The following is a 25068-nucleotide window of genomic DNA, read 5'->3' as shown; positions in this document are numbered from 1 at the left end:
GCAACAGGCGGCCTAAATACCGTAACTGGTGTCCGGAAATACTTGACCAGAACAGCCTGCTCGCGAAGAGTGAGTGTCAGTCGAAAGAGTCAGTATCTGATACACCGCTTTCGCGAGCAGGCTCGCTCCCACAGTGGTTCAATGGGTGTTTTTTGATTTGTTAATAACCGATAGATACGCTCGATAGTGCAGTTGGCTAGAGTGATTAGACAGTGCTTGTTTTACCGCTTTAGTCTCTGAAAGTTATTTAATTGGTACCTGCCGGAGAATTCCATGAGCGTTAAACCGGATGCATTGTTTATACCGTTGAATATTGCCGTGTTGACGGTGAGTGATACCCGTGAATACGCCAATGACACCTCCGGGCAACTGCTGGTCAGCCGCTTGCTGGAAGCCGGCCACACCCTCAGCGAACGCAACTTGCTCAAGGATGATCTGTACAAGATCCGCGCGCAGGTCGCGACCTGGATTGCCAATGACAATATTCAAGTGGTGCTGATCACCGGCGGCACCGGCTTCACCGGACGCGACAGCACACCCGAAGCGGTGGCCTGTCTGCTGGATAAACAGATCGACGGCTTCGGCGAGTTGTTCCGGGCGATCTCCATTCTCGACATCGGCACCTCGACGGTGCAAAGCCGAGCCCTGGCCGGACTGGCCAACGGTACGCTGGTCTGCTGTTTGCCCGGTTCCACCGGCGCCTGCCGCACCGCGTGGGAAGGCATCCTCGCCGAGCAACTGGATGCCCGGCATCGTCCGTGCAATTTCGTTCCGCACCTGAAGTCTGTGCAGGCCTGCGGAGCAAGGGGATGAACACTGCAGCGATGAGCGCCCCGCCATTGATGCCGGTGGAGCGAGTTGTTCTGAACAACATGAGCCCTGTAGGAGCGAGGCTTGCCCGCGAAGAGGCCGGCCAATTCAACATCAGTGCTGACTGACCTGACGCCTTCGCGAGCAGGCTCGCTCCCACAGTTTTGATCTGCGGTGGATGTCAGTTGAGGACGAAGTCTACCGGCTCCAGCTGTGGCGGCAGTTGCGTCACGCCCAAGGCCTCGAGGACATCGCGCTCGATGTTGCGCACGATGGCGTCGGTGGGCAGGTCGTTTTCGTCGCGGCCGAACGGGTCTTCCAGTTCATCGGCAATCGCATCCAGGCCGAAAAAGGTGTAGCTGACAATCGCGGTGAACACCGGCGTCAGCCAGCCTAAAGGTTCAGCCATGGCGAACGGCAACAGGATGCAGAACAGGTAAATGGTCCGGTGCAGCAACAAGGTGTAGGGGAACGGCAGCGGGGTGTTTTTGATCCGTTCGCAGACCGCCTGGGCACGGGTCAGGTTGGCCAGGTGGTTGGCCATGATCGTATAGCGCCATTCGCTGATCACCCCGGCCTCATTGAGTGTCGAGCACTGTTGACCGACTTGCAGCAGAACCTGCCCGCTGATGTCCGTGGCGCCGCCTTCAGGCAACGGCTGCAGCCAGTCGCCGCTGGTGGCCAGTTCGTTTTCCTTGCGCAGCCGGGCATTGAGGGCGTGGGCAAAACCGCACAGGTTGCTGAGGATCCTGTGTCGCTCACTGGCGTCCTTGATGATCAGGGTTTCGCGAATCATCGAACGGATTTCCACCATCACATCGCCCCACGCCTTGCGCGCTTCATACCAGCGGTCATAACAGGCGTTGTTGCGAAAGCTCATGAAGATCGACAGCGATAGACCGAGCAGGGTGAACGGGGTGGCACTGACCTTGGAAAAAAAACTCGGGTGCAAGGTTTCGATGAGCACGATGGCCGAAGCGAGCAAGGTCACCATCAGGCTGCGCCGCGCAATGCGTTTGGCGATCGAACCCTTGAGTGAAGTCAGCACGCCGATCAGATTGGGTTTGGGTCTGACGATCATGGTTTCAGCCGCCCGTCATGTTCATGAAGCGAACGACCTGAACGTCGTCGTTCACTTCGAAGTTGTGCCGGTAAGGCTTGAGCTTCATCGCCTCGATGATGGCGTTCTCCAGACGTTCGGGTTGGCCCGGATGAGTCCGCAGTACCGCCTTCAAGTCGACGGCATGCTCGTTGCCCAGGCACAGCAGCAGACGACCTTCCACCGTCAGCCGCACCCGGTTGCAGGTGCCACAGAAGTTGTGGCTGTGGGGCGAAATGAACCCCAGGCGAATCTGCGGCGCTTCGGCCAGTCGCCAGTAGCGCGAAGGACCCTGGGTCGACTCGGCGGAATCAATCAGTGTGTAGCGTTCGGCAATCCGCTCACGGACCTGGCTGCTTGCGTAGAACGACTCCGCGCGGCTGTGTTCATGGATGGTGCCCAAGGGCATTTCTTCGATGAAGGAAATGTCGAGGTTGCGGTCGATGGCGAAGCTCACCAGATCGTTGATCTCGTGATCGTTGCGACCTTTCATCACCACGCAGTTGAGCTTCGTATTGCGAAACCCCGCCTTGTGGGCGGCGTCGATGCCCTTGATCACCTGCGCCAGATCACCGGTGCGGGTCAGCTCGCGAAAGCGTTGCGGGTCGAGGCAGTCGAGGCTGATGTTGAGGCGGCTTACCCCGGCCTCGAACAAGGGCTCGGCCAGTTTGGCCAACTGCGAACCGTTGGTGGTCATGCACAACTCACGCAGGCCGGGCAGGGCGGCGATCTTCTGGCACAACTGCACCACGCCCGGGCGGATCAGCGGTTCACCTCCGGTCAGGCGAATCTTGCGGGTGCCCAGTGCGACGAAGCTCTGTGCCACCTGATGGATCTCTTCCAGGGTCAGTACCCGTTGGCGCGGCAGGAATTCCATGTCTTCGGCCATGCAATACACGCAACGGAAATCGCAGCGATCGGTGACCGACATCCGCAGATAGTCCACGCGCCTGGCGAACCCATCGATCAAGACTCGTTCCGACATGACATCCTCGCTTGGCAGCGCACGCAATGAATGAATTGTGGGAGCGAGCCTGCTCGCGAAGAGGCCGGCACATTCAACATGGATGTCGACTGACCTGGTGCTTTCGCGAGCAGGCTCGCTCCCACAGATACAGGTTTGTTGAGCGCAGGCTAAGAGCAACTTCAGGGGCCGTCCAATCACTATTAATGACCGGTTGATCGAGTGGATCTATGATGGATTCAGTTGCTTCGTCAAATGTCTTTTTGTTTTTGTAAATTATTGAATTTAAACGATTAAAATCAATGATAAATATCCTCGATCATCTGGTCGCAAATAGCGATTAGACAAGATTTTATCCCCATCCATATGCTTTCTCCGTCAACCGATCAATGACCTTAATCGGGTCAAAGCCTGTGTGCATTGTCACGGAGAAGCCGCATGTCTCAAGTCGACCGCTACAAACCCTACAAAGGAGCCGCCGCCGGGTGGGGAGCGCTGATCGCCGTCACCAAGAACTGGCTGGGCAGCGAAAACGCCCTGAAAAACATCCGCGCAATGCTCAAGACCAACCAGAACGGCGGCTTCGACTGCCCTGGCTGCGCCTGGGGCGAGTCGCCGGAAAACGGCATGGTCAAGTTCTGCGAAAACGGCGCCAAAGCCGTTAACTGGGAAGCCACCGGCCGGCTGGTCAACCCGGCCTTCTTCAACAAATACAGCGTCGCGACCCTGTCGGAACAAAGTGATTACTGGCTGGAGTATCAGGGCCGCCTGACCCACCCGATGCGCTATGACGCCACGACCGACCGCTACGTGGAAACCAGCTGGGACGAAGCGTTTGCGCTGATCGCCAAGCATCTCAATGCGCTGGAGTCGCCGAACCAGGCCGAGTTCTACACCTCGGGCCGGGCCAGCAACGAAGCGGCTTTTCTCTACCAGTTGTTCGTCCGCGCCTACGGCACCAACAATTTTCCTGACTGCTCCAACATGTGCCACGAAGCCAGCGCGGTCGCGATGATCGAAAGCCTGGGCGTGGGCAAAGGCACCGTGGTATTCGACGATCTGGAACATGCCGACGCGATTTTCGTCATCGGCCAGAACCCCGGCACCAACCACCCACGGATGCTCGAACCGCTGCGCGAAGCGGTCAAGCGCGGCGCGCAGGTGATCTGTATCAACCCGCTGAAGGAGCGCGGGCTGGAGCGTTTCCAGCATCCGCAGCACCCGATCGAGATGCTGCTCAACGGTTCCGAACCGACCAACACTGCGTACTTTCGCCCGGCACTCGGCGGCGACATGGCGGTCTTTCGCGGCATGGCCAAGTTCCTCTTGCAGTGGGAGCGCGAAGCCCAGGCCACCGGGGGCGAGCCGGTGTTCGATCACGCGTTCATCGCCGAACACACCTCGGGGCTCGATGACTATCTGGCCGAGGTCGATGCCACCGCCTGGGAACATATCGAACAACAGTCGGGCATGTCCCTGGCCGACATCGAACTGGCCGCGCGCATGTACGCCCGGGCCAAAAGCGTGATCATGTGTTGGGCGATGGGCCTGACCCAGCACACGCACTCGGTGCCGATGCTGCAGGAAGTCATCAACCTGATGCTGCTGCGCGGCAATGTCGGCCGTCCCGGCGCCGGCCTGTCACCGGTGCGCGGTCACAGTAACGTGCAAGGCGACCGGACCATGGGCATCAACGAACTGGCGCCCACCGAGCTGCTCGATGCCCTGGAAAAGCGCTTCTCCTTCAAGCCGCCGCGCGAGCATGGTCACAACACGGTGATGGCGATTTCGGCGATGGAACAGGGGCGGGCGAAGGTGTTCATCGGTTTGGGCGGCAACTTCGCCCAGGCCACCCCCGACACCCCGCGCACCCACGCCGCGCTGCGCAACTGCGAGCTGACCGTGCACATCGCTACCAAGCTCAACCGCAGCCATCTGGTGACCGGGCGCGAAGCGTTGATCCTGCCGTGCCTGGGCCGTACCGACATCGACCTGCAAGCCGAAGGGCCGCAGGGTGTGACCGTGGAAGACACCTTCAGCATGATCCATATCTCCCATGGCCAGCTGAAGCCCAAATCAAAGCATCTGCGTTCGGAGCCTGCGATCATTGCCGGGATCGCCGCCGCGACCCTGGGCAATCACCCGATCGACTGGAACTGGGCCATCGGCGACTACGGTCGCATCCGTAACCTGATTGCCGACAGCATTCCCGGCTTCGAAGACTTCAATCGCAAGCTGCTGCACCCGGGCGGTTTCCACATGGGCAACAACGCGGCGGACCGCATCTGGAAAACCGCCAGCGGCAAGGCGCAGTTCACCCCGAGTGTGTTGCCGGAACACCTGATCAGCGAAGGCGTGCGCAACCTGGCGGTGAAGCCGCATCTGATCCTGCAGACCATGCGTTCACACGATCAGTACAACACCACGTTGTACGGGCTGGACGATCGCTATCGTGGGGTCTACGGCATGCGCGATGTGGTGTTCGCCAACGAGCAGGACATTCGCCGGCTCGGATTCGAACCGGGGCAGAAAGTCGACTTGGTAGCGCTGTGGGATGACGACCGCGAGCGTCGGGTCAGCGGCTTCACCCTGATCGCCTACGACATCCCGGCCGGTCAGGCCGCCGCGTACTACCCGGAGACCAACCCGCTGGTACCGCTGGAAAGTTACGGTGACCGCACCTACACACCGACCTCCAAGTTCGTCGCCATCCGGCTCGAACAGGCGAAAGCCAGCAGCCTGATTTCCAGTTCTGCGGCGTAGAAATGGACGTAGCGGCCCGAAAAACCTGTGGCGAGGGAGCTTGCTCCCGTTGGACTGTGCAGCAGGCCCCTGCTTTTCAATGATAGGGGGCCGCTTCGCGGCCCGACGGGAGCAAGCTCCCTCGCCACAGGGGTTGTGTTGTCTTGTGGCTATTGCGCCCCAAACATCACCGTCCAGTAAATCCCCGCATCACTCTTCGGATCAACCGCATACGCCGCCCCCAGATCGCGGAACTGCGGGTTCATCAGGTTGGCGCAATGCCCTGGGCTGGTCAGCCAGCCGTCGACCACCTTGCGCACGCTGTCCTGCCCGGCGGCGATGTTCTCGCCGATCTGCTGGAAGTCGTAGCCCGCCAGTTCCGCGCGGTCACCTGGCGTGCGGCCATCCCGGTCCTTGTGATCGAAGTAATTGTTGTTGGCCATGGTGCGCGAATGGGTTTCGGCGGCGGTCGCCAGGGTAGCGTTCCAGGTCAGTGGCGTGGTGGCGTTGAAGGATTGTGCGCCGCATTGGCGTGGTCGGGAACGTGCGACGTTGAGCTCAGCCAGCAGCTTCTGGCCTTCGGCCTGCCAGTCGCCGAGGCGGGCGCTCAACAGGGGGCGGGCCACCACGATGCGCCACTGGCGATCTTGATGGCTGACGCCGACATCGACGAACTGCGGGTCGAGCACGATCTGGCAAAAACTTTCCTGGATCGCCTTCATCGCCGACGGCGCATCACGCGGTCCCGACAGGCTGATCGCCTGCACATTCTTCATCGGGTAACCCGCGGCGCCCATGGCCTGCTGCAGATTGCCGATGCTGGCGGCGGACAGTACCAGTCGCGGATCGGCCGCCAGTGGCGGCAGTTCCGACGAAACCTGGCCGGCGCAACGTTGCACCTGGCTGCGGTAAACGTTGATCGATTCGATCAGTTGCGATTCATCGCTCGCCAGGGTGTTGGCAGCAAACAGCAGACCCAGTGAAAAACCGGCGAAGCGCATGGCGGACGATGTGAAGCGCATGAAGATCCCCTTTGGCTGACTGCGCCCATGATGCGTGAAGTTGTTCCCGTTAAGGCAACGGATTTTCCAGAATGTTGTGGCGTGTGTGCAATCATTTCACTACTACACTAAAGCGATAATTCCAACTGAGTCATCCTGATCATGCGCCTCGACTGGATAGCTGCCTGTTTTGCGCTGACTGTACTTGCTGCTCCGGCATTCGCCGCCGACCAGGAGCAGAAACAAAAACAACAAGTGGCCGAAGACAAGGCTGAGGTGCTCGAGCATAAGGCCGCGGAAAATCCCGGCCCCGCGCCGGCGCCAAAAGCGGAAGCCATTACCCAGTCCGAAGTCCAGGCCGTCGACCCCGCCGGTGCCGCACCGCTGGACGACGCCATTACCTGCATGGCCCGTTCGATCTACTGGGAAGCCAAAGGCAAAAACGCCGCCGATATGGAAGCCGTGGCCAACGTGGTCATGAACCGCCTCGGCCATGAGGGCTTTCCCGATACTGTATGCGGTGTGGTCAAGCAGGGTTCGGAAACCAAGAGTTGCCAGTTTTCCTGGTGGTGCGACGGGCGTTCCGATTCGGTACAGGAAGAAGTGCAATACGCAATGGCCAAGGAAATCGCGCGCAAGGCGCTGAACAAGCAACTGCCGGATCGCACCAAGGGCGCACTGTATTTCCATGACCGCACGGTGAAGCCGGATTGGGCCAGGGAATACATCAGAACCGTGGATATCGGTTTGTTCCGGTTTTACAAGCCGCAGGGTGGGGATGCGAAATAAGGCGGATGTTATTAGTTCTGCATTCGATCGGTAGCGAGGATCGATATCAGGGAGAACAACATGGAAAGCAGGAAAGTGGAGATGCCGTATGTCAAAAGCTCAATATTTATGATGGGTGGTTCGGGAGTGTTTATTGTGTATAGAAGTGTTAGGTAAATGCCCAGGCTGGCGAGGAGAGAAGCAAATAAGATGAACAAGGATTTGTTGTTTGCTCTTAGTTGCAAGGAGAGCCAGCTGGTCCCTTTCAAGTAAAACATCAGGGAAGCGGCGATAATGCCAAGTGAGATGGCTATTCCTGTAACGAATGTGAATCTCATGTCAGCCCCTGTCGGCATTGGTATGATCAAGGCAAAAAAACCAAACAGGAGTGAAATAAATTCCTTGATTCGATTGATCATTTTTTATTGCTCCTTTCGCTATTGCTGAAGTTTTAGGGTCCAGATTATATTTCCATTTTTGTCAAGTAGATAAACAGGGGTGGTAATGAATTCGGTGCGTTTGCCCACAAACATGTAAATTACCGCTTTCCGTGGGGCCCCTTCCTTCGCTTGCAGTCGGGCATATTCACCTTCGGGATAACCCTCGGCAACACCACCTCCTTCGACTGTCGGCGTGTTCAAAATTGATGCAGAGACCCGTATTGATCGGGCGGTGAGATTGTCTTGTCGGGAAAGTTCATCGTCAATGGACTGTAGTTTTTTCTCGTCGGCGTCTATTAGTTTTATCAGGACGGTTTGGACATTTGGAGACCACGAGATTATGTTTCTTGTTTCGTCACCTTTGTTGGTACTTTGTACTGTAAGGTCGAAGTATTGATTGGGCTGTTTATAGTCGTCTCCCCGAAGGGTTTTTTTGAAATAGGTTATCCAGTCTGATAGCGAATATCTATTTGATGCATTATCCGGCATGAACGCGGGTGCGTTGTAGGATACGCCGCTTTGTGTGTATACGATTTCGGTGTCGGCTTCAACTTTGCTGTTCTTGGCTTCGGATTTATACACCGCACATTCATTTTGGATAAGGGGATGGTGAAGTCCATTTCCAAATCCTGGCTGTTTCCATCGAAAAATAAGTTTGTCTGAAATCAGGTTGCATACGGCGTACCAGAGGTTGGTGCGGTTACCCGCTATCTGAGCTTCTGAAATGACATTCGTGTGAAGTTTTTTGATTTTGTCTTCGTGCGGTGTTATCCGGATGTTTTGCTCATCGTTCGAATGTGTGAGCATGGGCAACATCAACAAAAACAGCATCAGAGGCATACGTTTCATTTTGGGTTTCCTCTTTGGCTTCCATCAATCTATCGAACCCGCTCGGTTAGCAAGACACCTTGAGTTGGGGCCAACAGCGGCTCCAGCGCGCCGGGCACTAAAACTTCGCATAATTCAACGCATCCACCAGCGCCGAGCCACCGATACCCGTCAGCGAAAGCAGCAGCGCGCGGACCAGCGGTTCCTCGGAATAACGCGAGAATGACCCGGTATTGAGTGCCACTATGCGTTCGCGAATCATGCGGAATTTGTCGTAGTACGGCTTATCGGCAGGTGTTTCCAGCAAATAGGCATCGATGTGTCGCAAGGCGACGGTGCGTGCCTTTTCCGCTGCGCGACGAAGCGAGAGCGCGGAGACCAGTAGCATCACTGCGGTGAGCAGGAATGAAATGATGATGCTGGGTGGTGTGGGCCAGTTATCGAACAGGCTGCTGCGCGCCGCCAGCAGGATCAACATGACCAGCGTCGGCGCATAGATCAGCCGGCTGACCGCTGAGGTGCGCTTGGCGATCATTTGCAAGTCCACCCAGTCGTCGATGCAGGGATGTTTGTACTTCTCGCCAAATATCTCCCTGTGTTTGAGCTGCAAACTTCTTGGCCAGATTGCATGATGATCGCTTAGATGGCGGATGAAACGCGTCAGTAGCAGATTGGCATCCACGACCCAGAACACCAGTGCCTGGAACGTCAGGGTTGGAATCAGCCAGCTCAACATCCACACCCTTGATTCGCCTCGTACGGGAATTTGCTCCATTGGCCAAGCGACAAAAAGTACGCTGGTGACCACGACGAAAATCCAGGTAGCAAAAAGAGCGCGTAACATTCGGGCGCCGAACGACCCGCATACGCAGTGCTCGCCCCAGAAGGGGGCAATGAAGATCATCTTGCGTCCGTCCGGGCCAACCCTGGTGGATGCACAGGACTTGGCCCAATCATCGCTGGCCCTTACCAGCGGGAAAAAGATGAACATCAGGCCTCGTCCCAGTTCCTTGCACCAGCGACGAAGGGTCCAGCCCTTTTCGAGTCCTTTGCGGAAGAAGCGCAGTGCTTGCCCTCGCAAGGTCATGGGATACCTGCACATGTGTGGTTGCAAATCGTAGCTGATCTCGATCTCGGTTCTGTTGATGCACAGGCTGCGCCAGCCCCATGCCAATGCCGACAGCGATATCAGCACCGCGGCCACACGCAGCGCCACGGTTGGCCAGGCACTGATGCCTTCGAACAGGAACATCGGCTCACCCAACCCGTTGGCCGTCAACGTGCTACGCATCTGGTACGCCAGCATCAGCACAAGGACAAAGACGACGAGGGGAACCACGATGTACCACGCAGAGGCATTGGGTAAGTGGTTGATTGTGTCGGCGGCAGCGTCGTTTTTCAGCAAGGCCTGCCTTTCGGAGCGCCGGACAAGATTCGACGAGATAATGCCAAGTAGAATCAATAGAAAGGTGACCCAAAGGAATTCCGCGTGCCAGAAACGCGTGGCGATAAAAGCGCAGAATGCTGCCACCAGATACAGCGTGATGGGTACACCTCGTACCCAGCGATGGGTGAACTTGCTGTCATTCTTCGGAACTTCGATCCACCACCAGACGATGAACGCGCCGAGTAAAAGCAGTGTGACCGCCAGCGGTCCTGCCCAGAAGAACGATTGGGTGTTCTTGAGCTGATCGCGTACTGCCTGGGTCGTTTGAGGATAGGGCGGAGGTGACGGGTCCTGAAGGCATCGCAACGCCATCAGGTCATGCGGTCGCAGGTCTTGATCCGACCGGGACAGCAATGTCGGTGCTTCGCAACTTGCGGGGCGATTGCCACTCAGCGGGCTCGCCAATGGAATGAATCCGCTGATGCCAATCTCATAGATGCCGGGCGAGAGCAGCTCTGATTTTGAATAGTCGAATTTTGCCCGCTTGGCATCGAAGGATTGCGGCGCCAGCGCCGCCAGAACAGAGATGAACACAGCGCTTTGCAGGCTGTCGCGGAACGGCGGTACATCCTGCTGCAGTGCCCGCGTCAGCGACAGGCCGTAGGGTGCGGCCAATATCAGATTGCGCGTGGTTTGCGCCTGTCCTCGTTGCAGCATGCGTGCGTCGAGGTCGGTGGAAAAGTACAGTTTGTATGGCATCCGGTTCTTGAGTGCCTGCAATGCCAATAGCTTGTCGTAGGCATCGACACCCAGTATTCCGATGGCGCCGATGCCGCTTTCACCGTTGCGTCGATAGGCGTCATCCACTTGCGCTATGTGGTCGGCCAGGCGCCGCAGATAATCAAGCTGGGAGTTTCCGTCAGCTTTTTCCAATGGACTCAAATCGATTTTACTGGGGTCCTTGTTGTTCTTGCCGGTATCGGTGCCAGTGGTTTTGTCACTGCTGGCGGCTTCCTCTGGAAGTCGGCCGTCCAGGCCGCGCAAGTAGCTGAAGCGCAGAATCCACTGATTGATTACTGCCTTTTCATCGTCGTCGCGCAGGTTGGCGTCCTTGGCGACCTGGGCCTTGAAGCTTTCGATCAACGCGCGGCTGTAGAAACTGTCCCATTCCGAGATCAACGCGATGCGGTCGAAACTGCGCCAACTATTTCCCACACAAGGCGATCCGACTCGGCGCAGGCTGCCTTTGTTGCAACGTACCCCGAACGCTGGATCGACACGGCGCAGTTTCAGCTCTTCCAACAGCAGCTGCGTCATGGTGCCGTCGTCGCTGACGGTGCGCAGTATTTTCATGGTCTCTTTGTACGGCGATTTCTTGTTTTTCGTGTCCTTTTCCGTGTCCGAGTCAGCGTCCTTGTCCTGATCACGAGGCTTGAGGCTTTTATCGAGGAGCTCGTTGTCGGCAGTGGCCAGAGGTGAATAGATCTCGATATGAGGAGGGGCGTTGCCGTCGGCCTCCTCTTCGTACATATCGCGAAGAATCGTTGAGGTTGCGGGGCCGATGACCTTCAGGACAGCGGGTGTCTCGGGTGGCTGTGTGCCAGTAGCGGGCGATTCCCGTAGCCTGCCAAGTTTGGATGACAGGTTTACGCGTAATTTCTCCAGGTTCTGCAGTGGCTGTGAACCCAGAGCGTCTTGTTTGAGCCAGAACACGATTGTCTGGTTCGCAGGCGGCTGTGTTCCTTTTGGAGGTTGCACTCGATCAAGGGGGTTGGAGACAAACATTTCATAAGGGATGGCGAGATCGCTTACCGACTCCGTGTCGTTGAATGTGAAATCCCTGGTAAGCCTCAAGCAATGTATGTACTGCTCCTGAGCAGGTACTCTGTGGGAATTTTTGAACCCGGCCAAAAGGGCGTATCGAGTACGACGCCGGCGCTCGACTTCATCGGCATAAGGGCCCCCTTCGACCAACGCCACCATGATATCGGGGAGGGTGGTTTCTCCTGGTAGCGTGGTGATTTCGGGAACGCATAGTTTTTTTTCGGCCTCTTTGTTGCCGGTATCCCTGAGCTTTTTGCGATACCGCTCAAGCGCATCAAACGGGTCCTGCCATAGCCGTGCTTCGATAGGCAGTTGTGCCTGAAATTGTGCACCGACAGGACGTGGCTCCAGGAAAGGTTCGCGGGTCAGGGCGAATGTCGATACCACCAGACTGAGGATGACCGCACTGCCTGGTAGCCAAAAAGCCAGGTTAGTACCTGAATCCTTGTTGTTGTCCATGGCCTGTCCCTCAGGTGGCCGACTGTTACTAGTTATGTATAGACCTGATTAACCAGATGGTTAAGAGCGGCTTTTTACCGGGCCAATTGGACTTTTTGTTGTGGCTGACCCCATCAGGTGTCAATCGGTGTGCTGGATTGGAACGGTTTTCTGCTGGTTGGTTAGTTGCGGATGAATTAGCGGTGGATTTAATTTCATGATTCCAGAGGTTAAAGTTTTAAAGTGGCTTGTAATGTGCGCCAGCTTCTTTGTGGTATTTGTTTTTGTGTGGAGCGATTCAATTGAACAAGATTGAAGTTGTGGGCGGAGTTGTGAGGGGTGACAGGCTTATCCAGGTAGAATGCCTAGAAGTATTCTGTTTTCTATTGGGTGCCCGAGGTGCCCGGTAAAAATAGCTTTACGCCTTGCGGAGTGGCAATCAAGCTGATTTAGAGCGGTTTTATGCAGCGTGAAGGCAGGGAGCGTGGCACGCAGCATATTGAATATGATCCTGGCGGAGCCCATCGTTTATCGGCGGGACGCCCGTTAGTCCAGATATTGTGATGCAGTCACCTGAATCCAGTTTGTACCGATGGAGTGGAAAAAACATCAAGTAAGGTGACGGATTGTATATTTGCAGAATGCGTCTATTAGACGTTTTTTAAGCACTACCGACTTTTGGTGCTTGGATCCATCAGCGGTTGATTCAAAATATTGGCCTTCTCGTGATAGGCGTGTCTGTATTTGCTTGTAAGTAAGGCGTTGTGGTTATGTATTAATGCGATATGGAGATAGTGGATTACCGCTTGATTTCGAAATATTCCAAAAAAATATTGAACCTTCGCTCCTTGTATTTGATGCAGGGTGAGGATGTGTAAAGTTAATGATAATTTTCAAACAGGTTCTAACGTCAAGTTGTAACGCGGGCTATACACTGTGCCAAGCATTCGTGTCTACACGTAGCATGAACTCGTAAAAAGATCTCGTCGCCTTAATGGTCAGGCGTGTAGAGTTTGTATGGCGTGAAATATGTTTTGCCACTTTTCAGGTCATTCGAGACGCCCGCCATGCACCCCATCGGCCTCATCGTTTACCCCGGTTTCCAGGTCCTCGGCCTGTCCATGTCCGCCACGTTCGAGCTGGCCAACAACGCCGCTGACGAGCCGGTGTACAGCATCCGGTTGCTGTCCGAAACCGGCGGCCTGGTGCCCACCTCGGCAGGGTTCGCAGTGGAAACCACCGCATTCGATCAGCGTCCGTTCGACACGCTGCTGGTCATGGGCGATAACGTTATCCGTCCGGTCTCAGCAGGTTTGGTGGCGTTTCTGCAGCGAGCCAGTCAGAGCACCCGACGCCTGGGCTCGATCTGCACCGGTGCCATCGCCTTGGCCGAGGCCGGATTGCTCGATGGACGCAGGGCGACCACGCACTGGTGCCATGCCGCGTCGCTGCAAAAGGCCTATCCGAAAATCAAAGTCGAAGAGGACCGCATCTTTATCAACGATGGCCATATCTGGACCGCCGCCGGCATGAGTGCCTGCGTCGATCTGGCGCTGGCCCTGGTGGAAATGGATCTGGGCGCCGAGGTCGCGCGGCGGGTGGCCCGGCAGTTGGTGGTGTATCACCGCAGGGCCGGCGGGCAGTCGCAGTTCTCGGTGATGCTGGAACTGGCGCCCAAGACCGACCGCATCCAGGCTGCGTTGACTTACGCCAAGCAAAACCTCAAGTCCACGCTGTCGGTGGAAGAGTTGGCCAATGCCGCCAATCTCAGCCCTCGCCAGTTCAGTCGGGTGTTTCATGCCGAGACCGGTCAATCGCCGGCCAAGGCCATCGAAAGCCTGCGGGTGGAGTCGGCCCGGCTGATGATGGAAACCGGTCGGCACTCCATCGATGTGGTGGCGACTGACACCGGATTTGGTGATCGGGAGCGCATGCGACGGGCGTTTATCCGGGCATTTGGCCAACCCCCGCAGGTGATTCAGCGTGCCAACCGGACATGACTGTCATCATGTCCTAAAAGGTGGTGCATACGACATTTGAGTCCAAATATGATTGTCGTAATCTTGATCTCGTTGAAGCCCACTTCTTGAATGAGATCGCCATCATGACCCTCGTTAAAGCCGCCGCCGTACAGATCAGTCCCGTGCTCTACAGCCGTGAAGGCACGGTCAATAAAGTCGTGGAGAAGATCCTCGAACTCGGTAAACAGGGGGTGCAGTTCGCTGTGTTTCCGGAAACCATCGTGCCGTACTACCCGTATTTCTCTTTCGTCCAGGCACCGTTCGCCATGGCTGCGGAACATCTCAAGCTGCTGGACCAGGCCGTGACCGTACCGTCGGCGGCGACCGACGCCTTGGGCGCAGCCGCCAGAGAGGCCGGCATGGTGGTGTCCATCGGCGTCAATGAGCGTGACGGTGGCACGCTGTACAACACGCAGTTGCTGTTCGACGCCGACGGTACCTTGATCCAGAGCCGCCGCAAGATTACCCCGACGTATCACGAGCGCATGATCTGGGGCATGGGCGACGGCTCGGGCCTGCGTGCCGTCGACAGCGCGGTAGGGCGCATCGGTCAGCTCGCGTGCTGGGAACATTACAATCCGCTGGCCCGTTACGCCTTGATGGCCGATGGCGAACAGATCCACGCCTCGATGTACCCCGGCTCGTTCGCCGGTCCGCTGTTCGCCTCGCAAATGGAAGTCAACATCCGCCAGCATGCACTGGAAGCGGCCTGCTTCGTGGTCAACTCCACCGCCTGGCTCGACCCTGAGCAACAGGCGCAGATCATGGCCGACACGGGTTGCCCGATCGGCCCGATCTCCGGTGGTTGCTACACCGCGATCATCGGCCCTGACGGCGTGGTGTCGGGCGTGTTGACCGAAGGTGAGGGCGAAGTGATCGTCGACCTCGACATGGGCCTGATCGACAAGCGCAAGCGCATGATGGATTCCCGTGGGCACTACAGCCGTCCGGAACTGTTGAGCCTGCTGATCGACCGTACACCGCATGCTCATGTGCATGAGCGCGGCGCGCATCCGAAGCTGTCCGAGACAGAGGCGGTGGAACAGATCTGACCCTCTGCAATCCGTAGGAGCGAGCATGCTCGCGATGGTCGCCAACGATGACGCGAACTGATTGGTTCAACGCGTTATCGTTTACGACCATCGCGAGCGAGCTCGCTCCTACAAGGGATGCGTTTCGTTTCAGTGGTTGCTGCGACGCCAGAAGACGCGCGCCAGCAGCGCATCGAGGCTGAGTTTGCCCGGACCTGTGAACACCAGGGGTACCAGGGCGGCAAGGTAGATCAGCGGCAGTTTGAAGTTGCCGTAACCTTTGTTGGTGATGGAGTAACCCTGGGCCAGCTCGCTCAGACTCGACCAGTCAGCGGGCCAGTGAACAGCGGCGGTCGCGACGATGGTGACCACGATCAGGCTGATCGCCGAAAACCGTGTGGCCAGTCCCGCCAGCAGGGCGAGGGCGCAGATCAGTTCCACCCACATCGACAGTTCCCAGTTCAACGTGGCCGGCAGGTGGTTGAACGGAAACAGGAAGCGGTCCTGGATATCGGCGAACCAGTTTTCGCCATTGAATTTTTCCAGGCCTGACTCGAAGAATTCCCAGGCCAGGAATACCCGCAGCGTTAGCGGCGCGATCCAGCTGCCGGCACGGTCAAGGTTCAGGTGCAGGCCTTTGACGGCCGATGAAATCGAAGTGCTCATGGACATTGGTCTCCTTCAAGTCAGGGATGTCGGGCGACGCGTGCCCGTTCAGCGCAAGGATCGGCTTGGCCAATCGACAGGTGAATTTCATCAGGCAGGTGTATCTGCGATGTGTCCCCGGCGCGGGGTTTGAAGGTTTGTTGTGTCTGGGGCGGGGCTGTACACACTTTGATACGTAGCCTCAAGGCGTTGATGACCCCTTGTGGGAGCGAGCCTGCTCGCGAAGGCAGTGGGTCAGTCGGCATGTATGTTGAAGGTGATGGCCTCTTCGCGAGCAGGCTCGCTCCCACAGGACTTTTGCTATACATTTTTCCCCCCGCCCATTGCATGGTGTAACCGCTTCATGTCTCTTGCGCTCGAACGTCTAGTCGCTGGCACGCCGATCCCTTTCGCCGGTAATCGTGTCACTGTGGTCAGCCCCGAACTGGCGGCGCGCTTCCAGCCCGGAGACCACCTGTTGGTGGAGCAGGTCAGCGGCGAATTGTTGTTGATTCCGGTGGCTGACCAGCAAGCGGCAGCCGTTGCCATCGAGCGTGCGGAGGCGGCGTTTACCGCCATGTCGGCGGTGTCGGATCAGGCCATCAGCACCTTCTTCGACCTGTTCGCTCAACGCCTGGAAAACCCGGCATGCTGGGCCTTGATCGAAGCGGCCAACCAGGCCGACATCGAGCGCGCCAAGGCCCGTGGTCGTTCAACCACGCGCTTGCTGGCCGACGAACGCATGCGCCGCGACATGATCGCCGGGCTGCGTGCCTGGCGCGATGCCCCGGCCTCGCGCGGCAAAGTCATCAGTTGTGTCGAGCACGATGGCTGGAAAGTCGAGCAAGTGGTGTCGCCACTGGGCATCGTCGCGTTCGTCTTCGAAGGCCGGCCGAACGTCTTCGCCGATGCCGCCGGTGTGTTGCGCACCGGCAACACGGCGGTCCTGCGCATTGGCAGCGATGCGTTGGGCACCGCCCAGGCGATCGTCACCCATGCACTCAATCCCGCGCTCGCCGATGCTGGCTTGCCGAGCGGCGCCGTGTCGCTGGTGGAAAGCGTCAATCATGCCGCCGGTTGGGCGATGTTCGCCGACCGCCGTCTGTCACTGGCGGTGGCCCGTGGTTCGGGGCGTGCCGTCAGCCAGTTGGGCAGTATCGCGCAACAGGCCGGCACCGCCGTCAGCCTGCACGGCACCGGTGGTGCCTGGCTGATCGCCGATACCGATGCCGATGCCACGCGTTTCGCCAGCGTGGTGCGCAACTCCCTCGACCGCAAGGTCTGCAACACCCTGAACGTCTGCCTGATTCACCGCGACCGCGCCGCCGAACTGGTACCGCTGTTTCTCGACGCACTGCAACAGGCCGGCAAGGCACGGGGCCAGGGTTGTAAGTTGCACATCGTCGAGGGTAGCGAAGCGTTCCTGCCCGGCGATTGGCAAAGCGCGACCGTCGAGGTTTACCGCGCCGAAGGCTACCGCACCGAAGCCCTGGCCGAAGCGCTGCCCGAAGAGCAATTGGGCCGCGAGTGGGAGTGGGAAGAAACCCCGGAAGTCAGCCTGAAAATCGTCGACGACCTGGACAGTGCCATCGCCTTGTTCAATCGCTACAGCCCGCAGTTCACGGTGTCGCTGATCAGCGAAGATGCGGCGACGCAGGAGCGTTTCTACAACGCGGTCAACGCACCGTTTGTCGGCAACGGCATTACCCGTTGGGTCGACGGCCAGTACGCACTCAACAAGCCGGAACTGGGCCTGTCGAACTGGGAGAGTGGCCGGCTGTTTGCGCGCAGCGCGATTCTCTCGGGCGACGGTGTTTTTACCATTCGCAGCCGCATGACCCAGACGGATCTATCGGTCAAGCGTTGAGTCGGCGCCCCGACCCCGGGCGAAGGCCGCACTATACTTTTCATGTGCGTCTGTATTGGCGGGCGAGCACTCCAAAACGAATCAGATGTTCCATACGCTCGCCTGAGAGGCAGAGGGCTGCACCGCAAATGGGGCGGGCGGCGCATCTGCTTCCGTGAAGAGGGTTACATCATGAAACTTCATTCGTTTCAACATTACTCTCAGGATCTGGAAAGAGGCGTTCACGACACATGGATTACCGCCAGGGTGAAGTCAGCCCTGGCCATGGCCGAACCAAGCCTGGGTTTGCAAATCCATGTCAAAACCCATGGGGGCACGGTGGCGTTGAGCGGTCGCGTCAACACCCATAAACAGTGTGAGCAAGCGGTTGGTCTGGCTCGTTCGGTTCAGGGCGTCGTCGAAGTCGATGCCCGAGACCTGCTGACTCACGTGTTCACGCCAGGCCATATTCCAGAACCACCTAACGCTGAAGAGGCCCCTGAAAAGCGCTCACAATCGTCAACGAGGATGGACGATAAATAACCCTGTCGATCGTGTCGGTCCAGCGCTCCCGTGAGCCGGGAGCGCTGCCCCGATCGTCTCTCTGTCAACAGGTTCAAACTTCAGGCTGCTGCTTCTGCGGATCGTGCGGGAAGGGCGCAGGTGTCCGGATACTCGCAGAGCGCCACGAAACGGTGGCTATTGGCATCCAGGGCATCGACCGAACCGGTCTCGATGTCGTACACCCAACCATGCAAATTCAACAGGCCTTTCTCCCGGGCCAGGCGCACGCTCGGATGCGTCTGGATATTGGCCAGTTGCGCGATCACATTTTCGCGCACCATCGAGCTGACTTTCGCCGCTTCACTGGCATGGGGCCGGGATTCGTTGATGACTTTTGCCGACTCGGCGTGTTGCAGCCAACTGCCGACGGCGGGCAAATGATCCATGCAGGTGCATTTGGCGACAGCGGTCATCGCGCCGCAGTCCGAATGGCCGCAGATGACGATATCGGTCACCCCCAGTACCGCGACGGCGTATTCGACCGTGGCCGACACACCGCCGGGATGGGGGCTGTAGGAGGGCACAATATTGCCGGCGTTACGGATGACAAACAGCTCACCGGGCTCTTGCTGGGTCAGCAGTTCCGGCACGACACGGCTGTCGGAACAGGTGATGAACAAAGTACCCGGGTGTTGGGTGGTGGCCAGGTGTTTGAACAGGTCAGTGCGTTGCGGAAAGGCTTCTTTCTGGAACTTCAGAAAACCTTCGATGAGCGCTTGCATGGTTGCGTCCTCGTGAATGTGCGGTGTTTGGCCCGCGCGGCAGTGCGGGCCCGGTGTCGACTCAGAAAGGACGCAGAGGCAGGAACTTGCCATCGAGGGTGATCACTGCACGATGACCACCTTCAGGATCTTCGACTTTCTTCATATCGAGCTTGAAGTTGATCGCGCTGATGATGCCGTCGCCGAACTGTTCGTGAACCAGCGCTTTGAGGGTGGTGCCGTAGATCTGGATCATTTCGTAGAAGCGGTAGATGGTCGGGTCGGTCGGGACACCCGAGAGGCTGCCGCGCAGCGGGATGATTTGCAGGCGGGCTACCGAATCGGCATCCAGTTCGAGTTTTTCGCCGATCACTTTGGCGGCGCTTTCCGGCAGCGGGTGCTGGCCGAGTAGAGCGGCAGTGACGTAAGCCAAGCCAAGGCCGGTGCCTTCAGCGACGTCTTCGAAGGACAGATTTTTGCGAGCTTTTGCGTCGAGAATCCTGGCGGTCAGTTCAAGGCTGGTGTCGTTGTAGGCATGGGACTGTTGCATGGTGAATCTCCTGTTGCAGGGGGATGTGCTTGGGTGTGGAGTCATCTTCTGCCGATCGATCCATAGCGTCCAAGACCGATATACAATGCAACGCATAAGTACTGCCTATGGATGGTTTGCCCATGCTGCTACGTCATCTGCGTTATTTGCTGGCCGTCGCCGACAACGGCGGTTTCACCCGTGCCGCCGAAGCCTTGCACGTGTCGCAGCCGACCCTGTCGCAACAGATTCGGCAGCTGGAAGAAACCCTCGGTGTCAGCCTGTTCGACCGCACCTCGCGCACGGTCAAACCCACCGATGCAGGCCAGGCCTATATCGAATGCGCCCGTCGGGTGCTGGTGGAGCTGGAGGCGGGCAAGCGTGCGTTGCATGACGTGAAGGACTTGTCCCGCGGCAGCCTGCGCCTGGCCATGACCCCGACCTTCATGGCGTATCTGGTGGGGCCGCTGGTGCGCGATTACGTGGAGCGCTATCCGAATATCCATCTGGAGGTGTTCGAGTTGTCGATGGACGACATCGAAACCGGGTTGGCGGAGGATTCACTGGACATCGCGATTGCGTTTGATCAGGTAAGGAACGCCGACATCGAGTCGATCCCTGCATTTACCGAGACGTTGGGGCTGATGGTTGGCCGGGCGCATCCGTTGTATGAGCATCAGACCCCATTGACCACGCAACAGATGGCGGAACTGGAGTTCGCTCTGTTGACTCCCGGCTTCGTTACCCGCACCTGTATTGACGAATATTTCGTTCAGGCGCGTATCACACCGAAGGTGGCCATTGAGGTCAATTCGGTCAATACCCTGCTGGAAGTCATTCGCCACACCGCGATGGCGACGATCCTTCCGGAACCTATCGCCACGGGCGATCGTGCCTTGCGCAAGATTCCATTGGCGGGTGAGGCGCCGAGGCGTGGGGCGGCGTTGCTTCGGCGCAAGAACAATTATCACAGCGCGGCGTCGTTGGCGTTTGTGGAGTTGGTGTTGGGTACAAATTTCTCATGACCACCACAACCCCCAGTGTGGGAGCGAGCCTGCTCGCGAATGCGGCAGCACATTCAACATTGATATCGACTGGCAGTCAGCTTTCGCGAGCAGGCTCGCTCCCACAGTGGATGTGGTTGAACCTGAATATCGGGCATTAAAAAAGGCCTGCTCTTTTTGAGAGCAGGCCCTTTTATTTAATGAGTCAGCGACGACTCAACTTAATTAGTACAACCGATCAATCACCCGAACTTCGTTCTGGTTCTGCATCGAGGCCCAGGCCTGTTTCAGCGTTTGCAGAACACTGCCGATGAAGTCTTTGTCGGCTGCGGCTTTCTTGCCGACGTAGCCCTGGCCGCGACGGTACATCTTCAGTCGGGCAAGCAGGTTCTGGTTGTTCTGGTCGAACTCCGCTTCATGGGCGTGGGGCGACAGGCAGTCGATATGAACCTGGCCCGTTTTGCTGATCCACAGAATATGGTTGTCGAGCGTATCTTTTTTCGCCGCGAACAGACGAGCCAGTTCTTCGATAGTCGGTTGATTGTTCAGATTCATCATAAAGCTCCCTTGACCAATTGGTGATCTTTCAAAGTTGATTCGCTAATACAAGTAGCCCATCGGTTAGTTGATCCCTGGCACCGAAACCAGGACGTCAGCAGTCGTCCGCCGAAATCGGCGAGGTCCTGCGTCTGTTGCATGTAGTCGTGTTGAATAACTGCTACGCAATAGCGTCACAACGAAGAGAAGCGGCGAAAACCTTCTGGCCCTGCCAACGCTTTCAGGGTCGGCCACAAGCTTCATGAGGATGGATCGCCAGCGCTTCTCGCCCTTGTACTGGACGTTCAGGCCAGGTCAGCTTCTTCAATCTGCCTTGTGGGCAGCGTGTATCCGGAAAAAACAGCTCGGCGGTCAGACGAGCTTGCTCAAACGTGTTGCCTGTACTCCCGATCGGGGAGACGTCTGCATCATGCAAGGGCAAATCGAAGGCGTCAACGGTTTTGTAGTGATTATTTTTGGTCACTACATATTGTCGGACAAAGCTGTGTGGAATTAAAAAAAGTGGGGGGAAAGCGCCGGTCAGGCGGGTTGCGGCGAGACTTCGAAGCGGTAGAGGGTGCAGGGATAACCCTTGATCGTTTGCTGATGCCGGGTGAATCCGTCCCGGCTAAGCCCCGGCATGATCGCCGTCCAGAACAGGCGCGCGGGCTGGTTGGCCTCGATGTGGAAAATCTGCCATTGACCGGGGAAGCGGCTCAAGAGGGTGGATACGACAAACCTCGCGACACCCTGGCCACGAAAGTGCCGTGCGACAAACAGGTAGCCGATGTTGTAGCAGGCGCCGGGCAGGTGGGTGTCGTCATCCACGGTCACGAAACCTGCCAGTTCGCCGTCGACGCGGATCAGAAACGGCCGGGTCGCGGGTTTGCGCCAGTAGTCCGGCAGGGGCTGAATGTTGAAAAAACCGTGCTCACCCAGTTTCAGCGGCAACCACTCGCTGAAGTCATAGGTGTAGAACTGCATCAGGTTTTCGATGGTTTCCAGTTCGTCGCGTTGGGCGGGGTGCAGTTCTATCGAGGGCATGCGAAGTCGCTCCTGATCCCGTCAGTCAAGGATAGTTCGAACGACGAGAAAACTGTGGCGAGGGAGCTTGCTCCCGCTGGGTCGCGAAGCGGCCCCTTTTCCCCAAAAAGACGGGACTGCTACGCAGTCCAGCGGGAGCAAGCTCCCTCGCCACAGGATCGGTGTCAGGCTTGAGTTGCCTTCAAGCCTTGCTCGACGGTTTTGCTGTGCGTTTAGCGCCAGTCGATGCCTTGCGCTTGGCGGGCTTGCGCTTGTTTTTCCACGGCGTGGCACCACGCCCGGCGGGGCTTGCCGGGCCGCTGATGGTCAGGCTCAGGCCTGCACAGCGGGCCACCTGTTTGCTCATCCATGCCGCCTGTTTGGTAACGAATTCTTCGAGACTCATTTCGCCGCTCTGCACCATGTCCAGTGCCTGCTCCCAGATCGCCGTGGTGCCCGGATCGGCAATCGCTCGCGGCACGGCATCGATCAGGCTGAACGCGGCCGGGGTTGCTGAAAGTGCCTTGCCGTTCTTGATCAGGTAACCGCGGTCGAGCAGGCCCTGGATGATCGAGGCGCGGGTCGCCTCCGTGCCGATACCGGTGGTGTCCTTGAGCTTCTGCTTGAGCAACGGATCTTCCACGAGCCTGGCGACGTTCTTCATGGCTTTGATCAGGTCGCCTTCGGTGAAGGGCTTGGGCGGTTGGGTCCAGAGGTCCTTGAGTTGTACGTTGGCCACCGCGCAATCAATGCCTTCCCTGAGGTTCGGCAGGGTTTGCGGGGCCGGCACTTCACGAGCCTTGTTCGGGTTTGGGGCAAGGGCCTCGGGCAGGGCGCGCTTCCAGCCAGGTTCGACGATCTGCTTGCCGACTGCGCGCAAGGCTTCACCGGCGCAATCGAAGTCGGCCTGGGTGCGGTCGTATTCGTGATTGGGCAGGAACTGCGCCAGATACCGTGCACGAATCAGGGTGTAGACCGCGCGCTGCTTGCCCGCCAGTCGTTCAAGGTTTTTCGCCGCCGCGGTGGGGATGATGCCGTGGTGTGCGCTGACTTTTGCATCGTTCCAGGCCCGTGAGCGGCGTTGTGGCTCCAGGTGGTCGTGCAAGGCGTTCAGCGCCGGGTCGGCCTGGCGCAATGCCGCCAGAATGCCCGGCGCCTCGCTGTGCTGGCTGAGTGGCAGGTAACCGCAGTCGCTGCGCGGATAGGTGATGACTTTGTGGGTTTCGTAGAGTGCCTGGGCGATATCGAGGGTTTCCTGGGCGCCAAGCCCGAGTTTCTTCGAGCAGACTTCCTGCAAGGTCCCCAGGTCGAAGGGCAGCGGGGCCACTTCGCGCATCCGCTCGGTACGCAGCTTGATCACCCTGGCACTCGCGGCGCCCGTCATCGCAGCAGCGGCCTGCTGGGCCCGCGTCTGATTCAGGCAGCGATCCTGATCGTCACAAACATCGGCGTCCGCCCGCCATTGGGCAGTGAAGGGGATACCGTGATGCAGCAGTTGCACGTCGATGGCCCAATAGGCGACCGGAATGAAATCGGCAATGCTGCGGTCCCGATCCACCACCAGGCGCAGGGTCGGCGTTTGCACCCGGCCGACCGGCAGCACGCCCTGATAACCGGACTGGCGCCCCAGCAGGGTGAACAGCCGGCTCATGTTCATCCCGATCAGCCAATCGGCCCGGCTACGGCCCAGTGCCGAATGATACAGGCTGAAGGTCTCCGTTCCCGGCTTGAGCGCGGCGAGGGCCTTGCGGATCGAGGCATCGTCCAGAGCTGACAGCCACAAGCGACGGATCGGTCCACGATAGCGGCAATGCTCCACCAGTTCCCGGGCGATCATCTCGCCTTCACGGTCGGCGTCGGTGGCGATGATCAGTTCGGCGGCTTCACCGAGCAGGCGCTTGACCGCCTTGTACTGGCTGGCCGTGCGGGGTTTGACGGTCATCTTCCATTTGTCCGGAATGATCGGCAGGTCCGCCAGCACCCAGCGCTTGTAGCGCGCGTCATAGGCATCCGGTGGCGCGGTTTCCAGCAGATGGCCGATGCACCAGGTCACCGTGACATCTGTTCCCAGCCAGCAGCCATCACCGCGACGTTTGGCGCCGAGCACGGCCGCAATGTCTTTGGCCTGGGAAGGTTTTTCACAGAGGTACAGCCGCATAACCACCATCGTCGATCAGTGTCCGGGAGGTGCACAGAATGGCGGGTGATGAGCGCGGGGGCAATCTTTATCTGTATGGATGTACAGCGGGTGCGTTGCGATGGGTTACCGGTCCCGTTCGGCTGTGATGCATTCACGGATGCAAAATCTGGGTTATACCTGATACATCGTGGTCTCAGGTTTTGGGGCTGCGACGCAGCCCATCGCTGTAGGAGCGAGCTTGCTCGCGATGAACGATAACGCGGTCACCTTCGTCATGAGGAACGAATTCCATGAAAAGCACCGGTCCTAACCCTGTCATCACCATCGCCGAGCAGCCCGGCTGCCTGTTGGTGAAGTTTCACGGTATCCAGGTGGCCGCGTCCTCACGCGCGCTGGTGCTGCTGGAGGCCAATTATCCGCCGGTGTATTACGTGCCGCGAGAGGACATTGACGAGAAGTATTACGCCCGCACCGATCACACCAGCTATTGCCCGTACAAGGGCGATGCCAGTTACTTCAGTCTGCAGGTGCCTGGGCATGAAGGGGCCAATGCGGTATGGAGTTACGAGAACCCAAAAGTTTCTGTCGCGCAGATTCGTGAATACATGGCGTTTTACCCGGATCAGGTGAAGTTCGAGGTCGTCGAACTCGACGAGTGACTCACAAACCACTGTGGGAGCGAGCCTGCTCGCGAAAGCGGTGGGTCAGTCAACGTCGATGGCGACT

At 58.1% G+C, this 25068-nt stretch carries 22 protein-coding genes; 10 read left to right on the top strand and 12 right to left on the bottom strand.

All coding sequences use genetic code 11. The annotated features are described in order from the left end of the window. The first annotated feature begins 273 nt into the window (after positions 1-273). The gene (moaB, locus tag ACW9HW_RS18460) at positions 274-813 is read left to right on the top strand and encodes a molybdenum cofactor biosynthesis protein B (protein ID WP_457401181.1); all 540 of its coding nucleotides are present in this window, start codon (positions 274-276) and stop codon (positions 811-813) included. Next, positions 810-938 (top strand): hypothetical protein, encoded by a 129-nt coding sequence (locus tag ACW9HW_RS18455; RefSeq protein WP_256590252.1) that lies wholly within the window; start codon positions 810-812, stop codon positions 936-938. Before moaB ends, ACW9HW_RS18455 begins: the two co-directional genes overlap by 4 nt. A gap of 53 nt (positions 939-991) precedes the next feature. Here the strand turns inward: ACW9HW_RS18455 and ACW9HW_RS18450 are convergent, their stop codons facing one another. Both ACW9HW_RS18450 and moaA read right to left on the bottom strand, forming a co-directional pair. Beyond that, a complete protein-coding gene (locus tag ACW9HW_RS18450) occupies positions 992-1891 on the bottom strand; it encodes a bestrophin family protein (protein WP_457401180.1) in 900 nt (299 codons plus the stop codon). Between the two features lie 4 nt (positions 1892-1895). Then, entirely contained in the window at positions 1896-2894 is a 999-nt protein-coding gene (gene moaA, locus ACW9HW_RS18445) for a GTP 3',8-cyclase MoaA (protein ID WP_457401178.1), read from the bottom strand. Between the two features lie 417 nt (positions 2895-3311). Here moaA and ACW9HW_RS18440 point away from each other — a divergent pair, with 417 nt between their 5' ends. Beyond that, positions 3312-5636 (top strand): FdhF/YdeP family oxidoreductase, encoded by a 2325-nt coding sequence (locus tag ACW9HW_RS18440; RefSeq protein WP_095195076.1) that lies wholly within the window; start codon positions 3312-3314, stop codon positions 5634-5636. Between the two features lie 149 nt (positions 5637-5785). Here the strand turns inward: ACW9HW_RS18440 and ACW9HW_RS18435 are convergent, their stop codons facing one another. Then, positions 5786-6637 carry a CAP domain-containing protein gene (locus tag ACW9HW_RS18435; protein WP_095195075.1) on the bottom strand — a complete coding sequence of 284 codons (852 nt, stop codon included), beginning with the start codon at positions 6635-6637 and terminating at the stop codon, positions 5786-5788. A 141-nt stretch (positions 6638-6778) separates the two neighbouring features. On the opposite strand from ACW9HW_RS18435, the gene ACW9HW_RS18430 reads away from it, so the two are divergent. Further along, positions 6779-7405: a cell wall hydrolase gene (locus ACW9HW_RS18430; RefSeq protein WP_095195074.1), complete on the top strand. Its 627-nt coding sequence runs from the start codon at positions 6779-6781 to the stop codon at positions 7403-7405. An 11-nt stretch (positions 7406-7416) separates the two neighbouring features. On the opposite strand, the gene ACW9HW_RS18425 is transcribed toward ACW9HW_RS18430, so the two are convergent. The 3 genes from ACW9HW_RS18425 to ACW9HW_RS18415 form a co-directional block, all read right to left on the bottom strand. Next, positions 7417-7803, bottom strand: a complete 387-nt coding sequence (locus ACW9HW_RS18425) for a hypothetical protein (protein WP_095195073.1) — start codon at positions 7801-7803, stop codon at positions 7417-7419. 18 nt (positions 7804-7821) lie between these two features. After that, the gene (locus ACW9HW_RS18420) at positions 7822-8673 is read right to left on the bottom strand and encodes a hypothetical protein (protein ID WP_457401176.1); all 852 of its coding nucleotides are present in this window, start codon (positions 8671-8673) and stop codon (positions 7822-7824) included. A 97-nt stretch (positions 8674-8770) separates the two neighbouring features. Then, on the bottom strand, positions 8771-12322 hold the full coding sequence (locus ACW9HW_RS18415; RefSeq protein ID WP_457401174.1) for a hypothetical protein: 3552 nt from the start codon (positions 12320-12322) through the stop codon (positions 8771-8773). 1046 nt (positions 12323-13368) lie between these two features. On the opposite strand from ACW9HW_RS18415, the gene ACW9HW_RS18410 reads away from it, so the two are divergent. Together ACW9HW_RS18410 and ACW9HW_RS18405 are read left to right on the top strand one after the other, a co-directional pair. Further along, positions 13369-14301, top strand: a complete 933-nt coding sequence (locus ACW9HW_RS18410; RefSeq protein ID WP_457401172.1) for a GlxA family transcriptional regulator — start codon at positions 13369-13371, stop codon at positions 14299-14301. 104 nt (positions 14302-14405) lie between these two features. Next, a complete protein-coding gene (locus tag ACW9HW_RS18405) occupies positions 14406-15374 on the top strand; it encodes a nitrilase-related carbon-nitrogen hydrolase (protein WP_095195069.1) in 969 nt (322 codons plus the stop codon). A 129-nt stretch (positions 15375-15503) separates the two neighbouring features. Here ACW9HW_RS18405 and ACW9HW_RS18400 read toward each other — a convergent pair whose 3' ends face one another. Continuing rightward, positions 15504-16019 (bottom strand): HvfX family Cu-binding RiPP maturation protein, encoded by a 516-nt coding sequence (locus ACW9HW_RS18400; protein WP_457401170.1) that lies wholly within the window; start codon positions 16017-16019, stop codon positions 15504-15506. A gap of 343 nt (positions 16020-16362) precedes the next feature. On the opposite strand from ACW9HW_RS18400, the gene ACW9HW_RS18395 reads away from it, so the two are divergent. Both ACW9HW_RS18395 and ACW9HW_RS18390 read left to right on the top strand, forming a co-directional pair. Beyond that, positions 16363-17865, top strand: a complete 1503-nt coding sequence (locus ACW9HW_RS18395; protein WP_457401168.1) for an aldehyde dehydrogenase family protein — start codon at positions 16363-16365, stop codon at positions 17863-17865. Between the two features lie 171 nt (positions 17866-18036). Next, complete coding sequence (locus ACW9HW_RS18390; RefSeq protein ID WP_095195066.1) at positions 18037-18387, top strand: BON domain-containing protein; 351 nt, start codon at positions 18037-18039, stop codon at positions 18385-18387. An 80-nt stretch (positions 18388-18467) separates the two neighbouring features. On the opposite strand, the gene ACW9HW_RS18385 is transcribed toward ACW9HW_RS18390, so the two are convergent. Both ACW9HW_RS18385 and cynS read right to left on the bottom strand, forming a co-directional pair. Then, positions 18468-19130, bottom strand: coding sequence for a carbonic anhydrase (locus tag ACW9HW_RS18385; protein WP_095195065.1), 663 nt, complete (start codon positions 19128-19130; stop codon positions 18468-18470). Positions 19131-19191: 61 nt separating this feature from the next. Beyond that, positions 19192-19659 (bottom strand): cyanase, encoded by a 468-nt coding sequence (cynS, locus tag ACW9HW_RS18380; RefSeq protein ID WP_457401166.1) that lies wholly within the window; start codon positions 19657-19659, stop codon positions 19192-19194. 122 nt (positions 19660-19781) lie between these two features. Here cynS and cynR point away from each other — a divergent pair, with 122 nt between their 5' ends. Continuing rightward, on the top strand, positions 19782-20663 hold the full coding sequence (gene cynR / locus ACW9HW_RS18375; protein WP_457401164.1) for a transcriptional regulator CynR: 882 nt from the start codon (positions 19782-19784) through the stop codon (positions 20661-20663). Between the two features lie 204 nt (positions 20664-20867). On the opposite strand, the gene ACW9HW_RS18370 is transcribed toward cynR, so the two are convergent. The 3 genes from ACW9HW_RS18370 to ACW9HW_RS18360 all read right to left on the bottom strand — a co-directional run bounded on the left by ACW9HW_RS18370 (position 20868) and on the right by ACW9HW_RS18360 (position 24360). After that, positions 20868-21197, bottom strand: a complete 330-nt coding sequence (locus ACW9HW_RS18370; RefSeq protein ID WP_095195062.1) for a hypothetical protein — start codon at positions 21195-21197, stop codon at positions 20868-20870. A gap of 522 nt (positions 21198-21719) precedes the next feature. Further along, entirely contained in the window at positions 21720-22223 is a 504-nt protein-coding gene (locus ACW9HW_RS18365) for a GNAT family N-acetyltransferase (RefSeq protein ID WP_095195060.1), read from the bottom strand. A gap of 181 nt (positions 22224-22404) precedes the next feature. Then, positions 22405-24360, bottom strand: coding sequence for a DNA topoisomerase III (locus ACW9HW_RS18360; protein ID WP_095195059.1), 1956 nt, complete (start codon positions 24358-24360; stop codon positions 22405-22407). Between the two features lie 272 nt (positions 24361-24632). Here ACW9HW_RS18360 and ACW9HW_RS18355 point away from each other — a divergent pair, with 272 nt between their 5' ends. After that, a complete protein-coding gene (locus ACW9HW_RS18355) occupies positions 24633-25001 on the top strand; it encodes a DUF427 domain-containing protein (RefSeq protein WP_457401162.1) in 369 nt (122 codons plus the stop codon). Positions 25002-25068 lie beyond the last annotated feature (67 nt).

It is taken from the genome of Pseudomonas sp. SDO5532_S415, from assembly GCF_054071155.1.
Note: the sequence above shows the minus strand (reverse complement) of the source record. Positions and strands in the feature narration are given on the sequence as shown.

Bases quoted from the DNA above. Each gene is read 5' to 3' on its own strand.
- cynR (WP_457401164.1), top strand. From the start codon at position 19,782: ATGCTGCTACGTCATCTGCGTTATTTGCTGGCCGTCGCCGACAACGGC.
- moaA (WP_457401178.1), bottom strand. From the start codon at position 2,894: ATGTCGGAACGAGTCTTGATCGATGGGTTCGCCAGGCGCGTGGACTAT.
- ACW9HW_RS18455 (WP_256590252.1), top strand. From the start codon at position 810: ATGAACACTGCAGCGATGAGCGCCCCGCCATTGATGCCGGTGGAGCGA.
- cynS (WP_457401166.1), bottom strand. From the start codon at position 19,659: ATGCAACAGTCCCATGCCTACAACGACACCAGCCTTGAACTGACCGCC.
- ACW9HW_RS18390 (WP_095195066.1), top strand. From the start codon at position 18,037: ATGAAACTTCATTCGTTTCAACATTACTCTCAGGATCTGGAAAGAGGC.
- ACW9HW_RS18450 (WP_457401180.1), bottom strand. From the start codon at position 1,891: ATGATCGTCAGACCCAAACCCAATCTGATCGGCGTGCTGACTTCACTC.
- ACW9HW_RS18420 (WP_457401176.1), bottom strand. From the start codon at position 8,673: ATGAAACGTATGCCTCTGATGCTGTTTTTGTTGATGTTGCCCATGCTC.
- ACW9HW_RS18365 (WP_095195060.1), bottom strand. From the start codon at position 22,223: ATGCCCTCGATAGAACTGCACCCCGCCCAACGCGACGAACTGGAAACC.
- ACW9HW_RS18355 (WP_457401162.1), top strand. From the start codon at position 24,633: ATGAAAAGCACCGGTCCTAACCCTGTCATCACCATCGCCGAGCAGCCC.
- ACW9HW_RS18435 (WP_095195075.1), bottom strand. From the start codon at position 6,637: ATGCGCTTCACATCGTCCGCCATGCGCTTCGCCGGTTTTTCACTGGGT.
- ACW9HW_RS18425 (WP_095195073.1), bottom strand. From the start codon at position 7,803: ATGATCAATCGAATCAAGGAATTTATTTCACTCCTGTTTGGTTTTTTT.
- ACW9HW_RS18440 (WP_095195076.1), top strand. From the start codon at position 3,312: ATGTCTCAAGTCGACCGCTACAAACCCTACAAAGGAGCCGCCGCCGGG.
- ACW9HW_RS18385 (WP_095195065.1), bottom strand. From the start codon at position 19,130: ATGCAAGCGCTCATCGAAGGTTTTCTGAAGTTCCAGAAAGAAGCCTTT.
- ACW9HW_RS18395 (WP_457401168.1), top strand. From the start codon at position 16,363: ATGTCTCTTGCGCTCGAACGTCTAGTCGCTGGCACGCCGATCCCTTTC.
- ACW9HW_RS18405 (WP_095195069.1), top strand. From the start codon at position 14,406: ATGACCCTCGTTAAAGCCGCCGCCGTACAGATCAGTCCCGTGCTCTAC.
- ACW9HW_RS18370 (WP_095195062.1), bottom strand. From the start codon at position 21,197: ATGAATCTGAACAATCAACCGACTATCGAAGAACTGGCTCGTCTGTTC.
- ACW9HW_RS18410 (WP_457401172.1), top strand. From the start codon at position 13,369: ATGCACCCCATCGGCCTCATCGTTTACCCCGGTTTCCAGGTCCTCGGC.
- moaB (WP_457401181.1), top strand. From the start codon at position 274: ATGAGCGTTAAACCGGATGCATTGTTTATACCGTTGAATATTGCCGTG.
- ACW9HW_RS18400 (WP_457401170.1), bottom strand. From the start codon at position 16,019: ATGAGCACTTCGATTTCATCGGCCGTCAAAGGCCTGCACCTGAACCTT.
- ACW9HW_RS18430 (WP_095195074.1), top strand. From the start codon at position 6,779: ATGCGCCTCGACTGGATAGCTGCCTGTTTTGCGCTGACTGTACTTGCT.
- ACW9HW_RS18360 (WP_095195059.1), bottom strand. From the start codon at position 24,360: ATGCGGCTGTACCTCTGTGAAAAACCTTCCCAGGCCAAAGACATTGCG.
- ACW9HW_RS18415 (WP_457401174.1), bottom strand. From the start codon at position 12,322: ATGGACAACAACAAGGATTCAGGTACTAACCTGGCTTTTTGGCTACCA.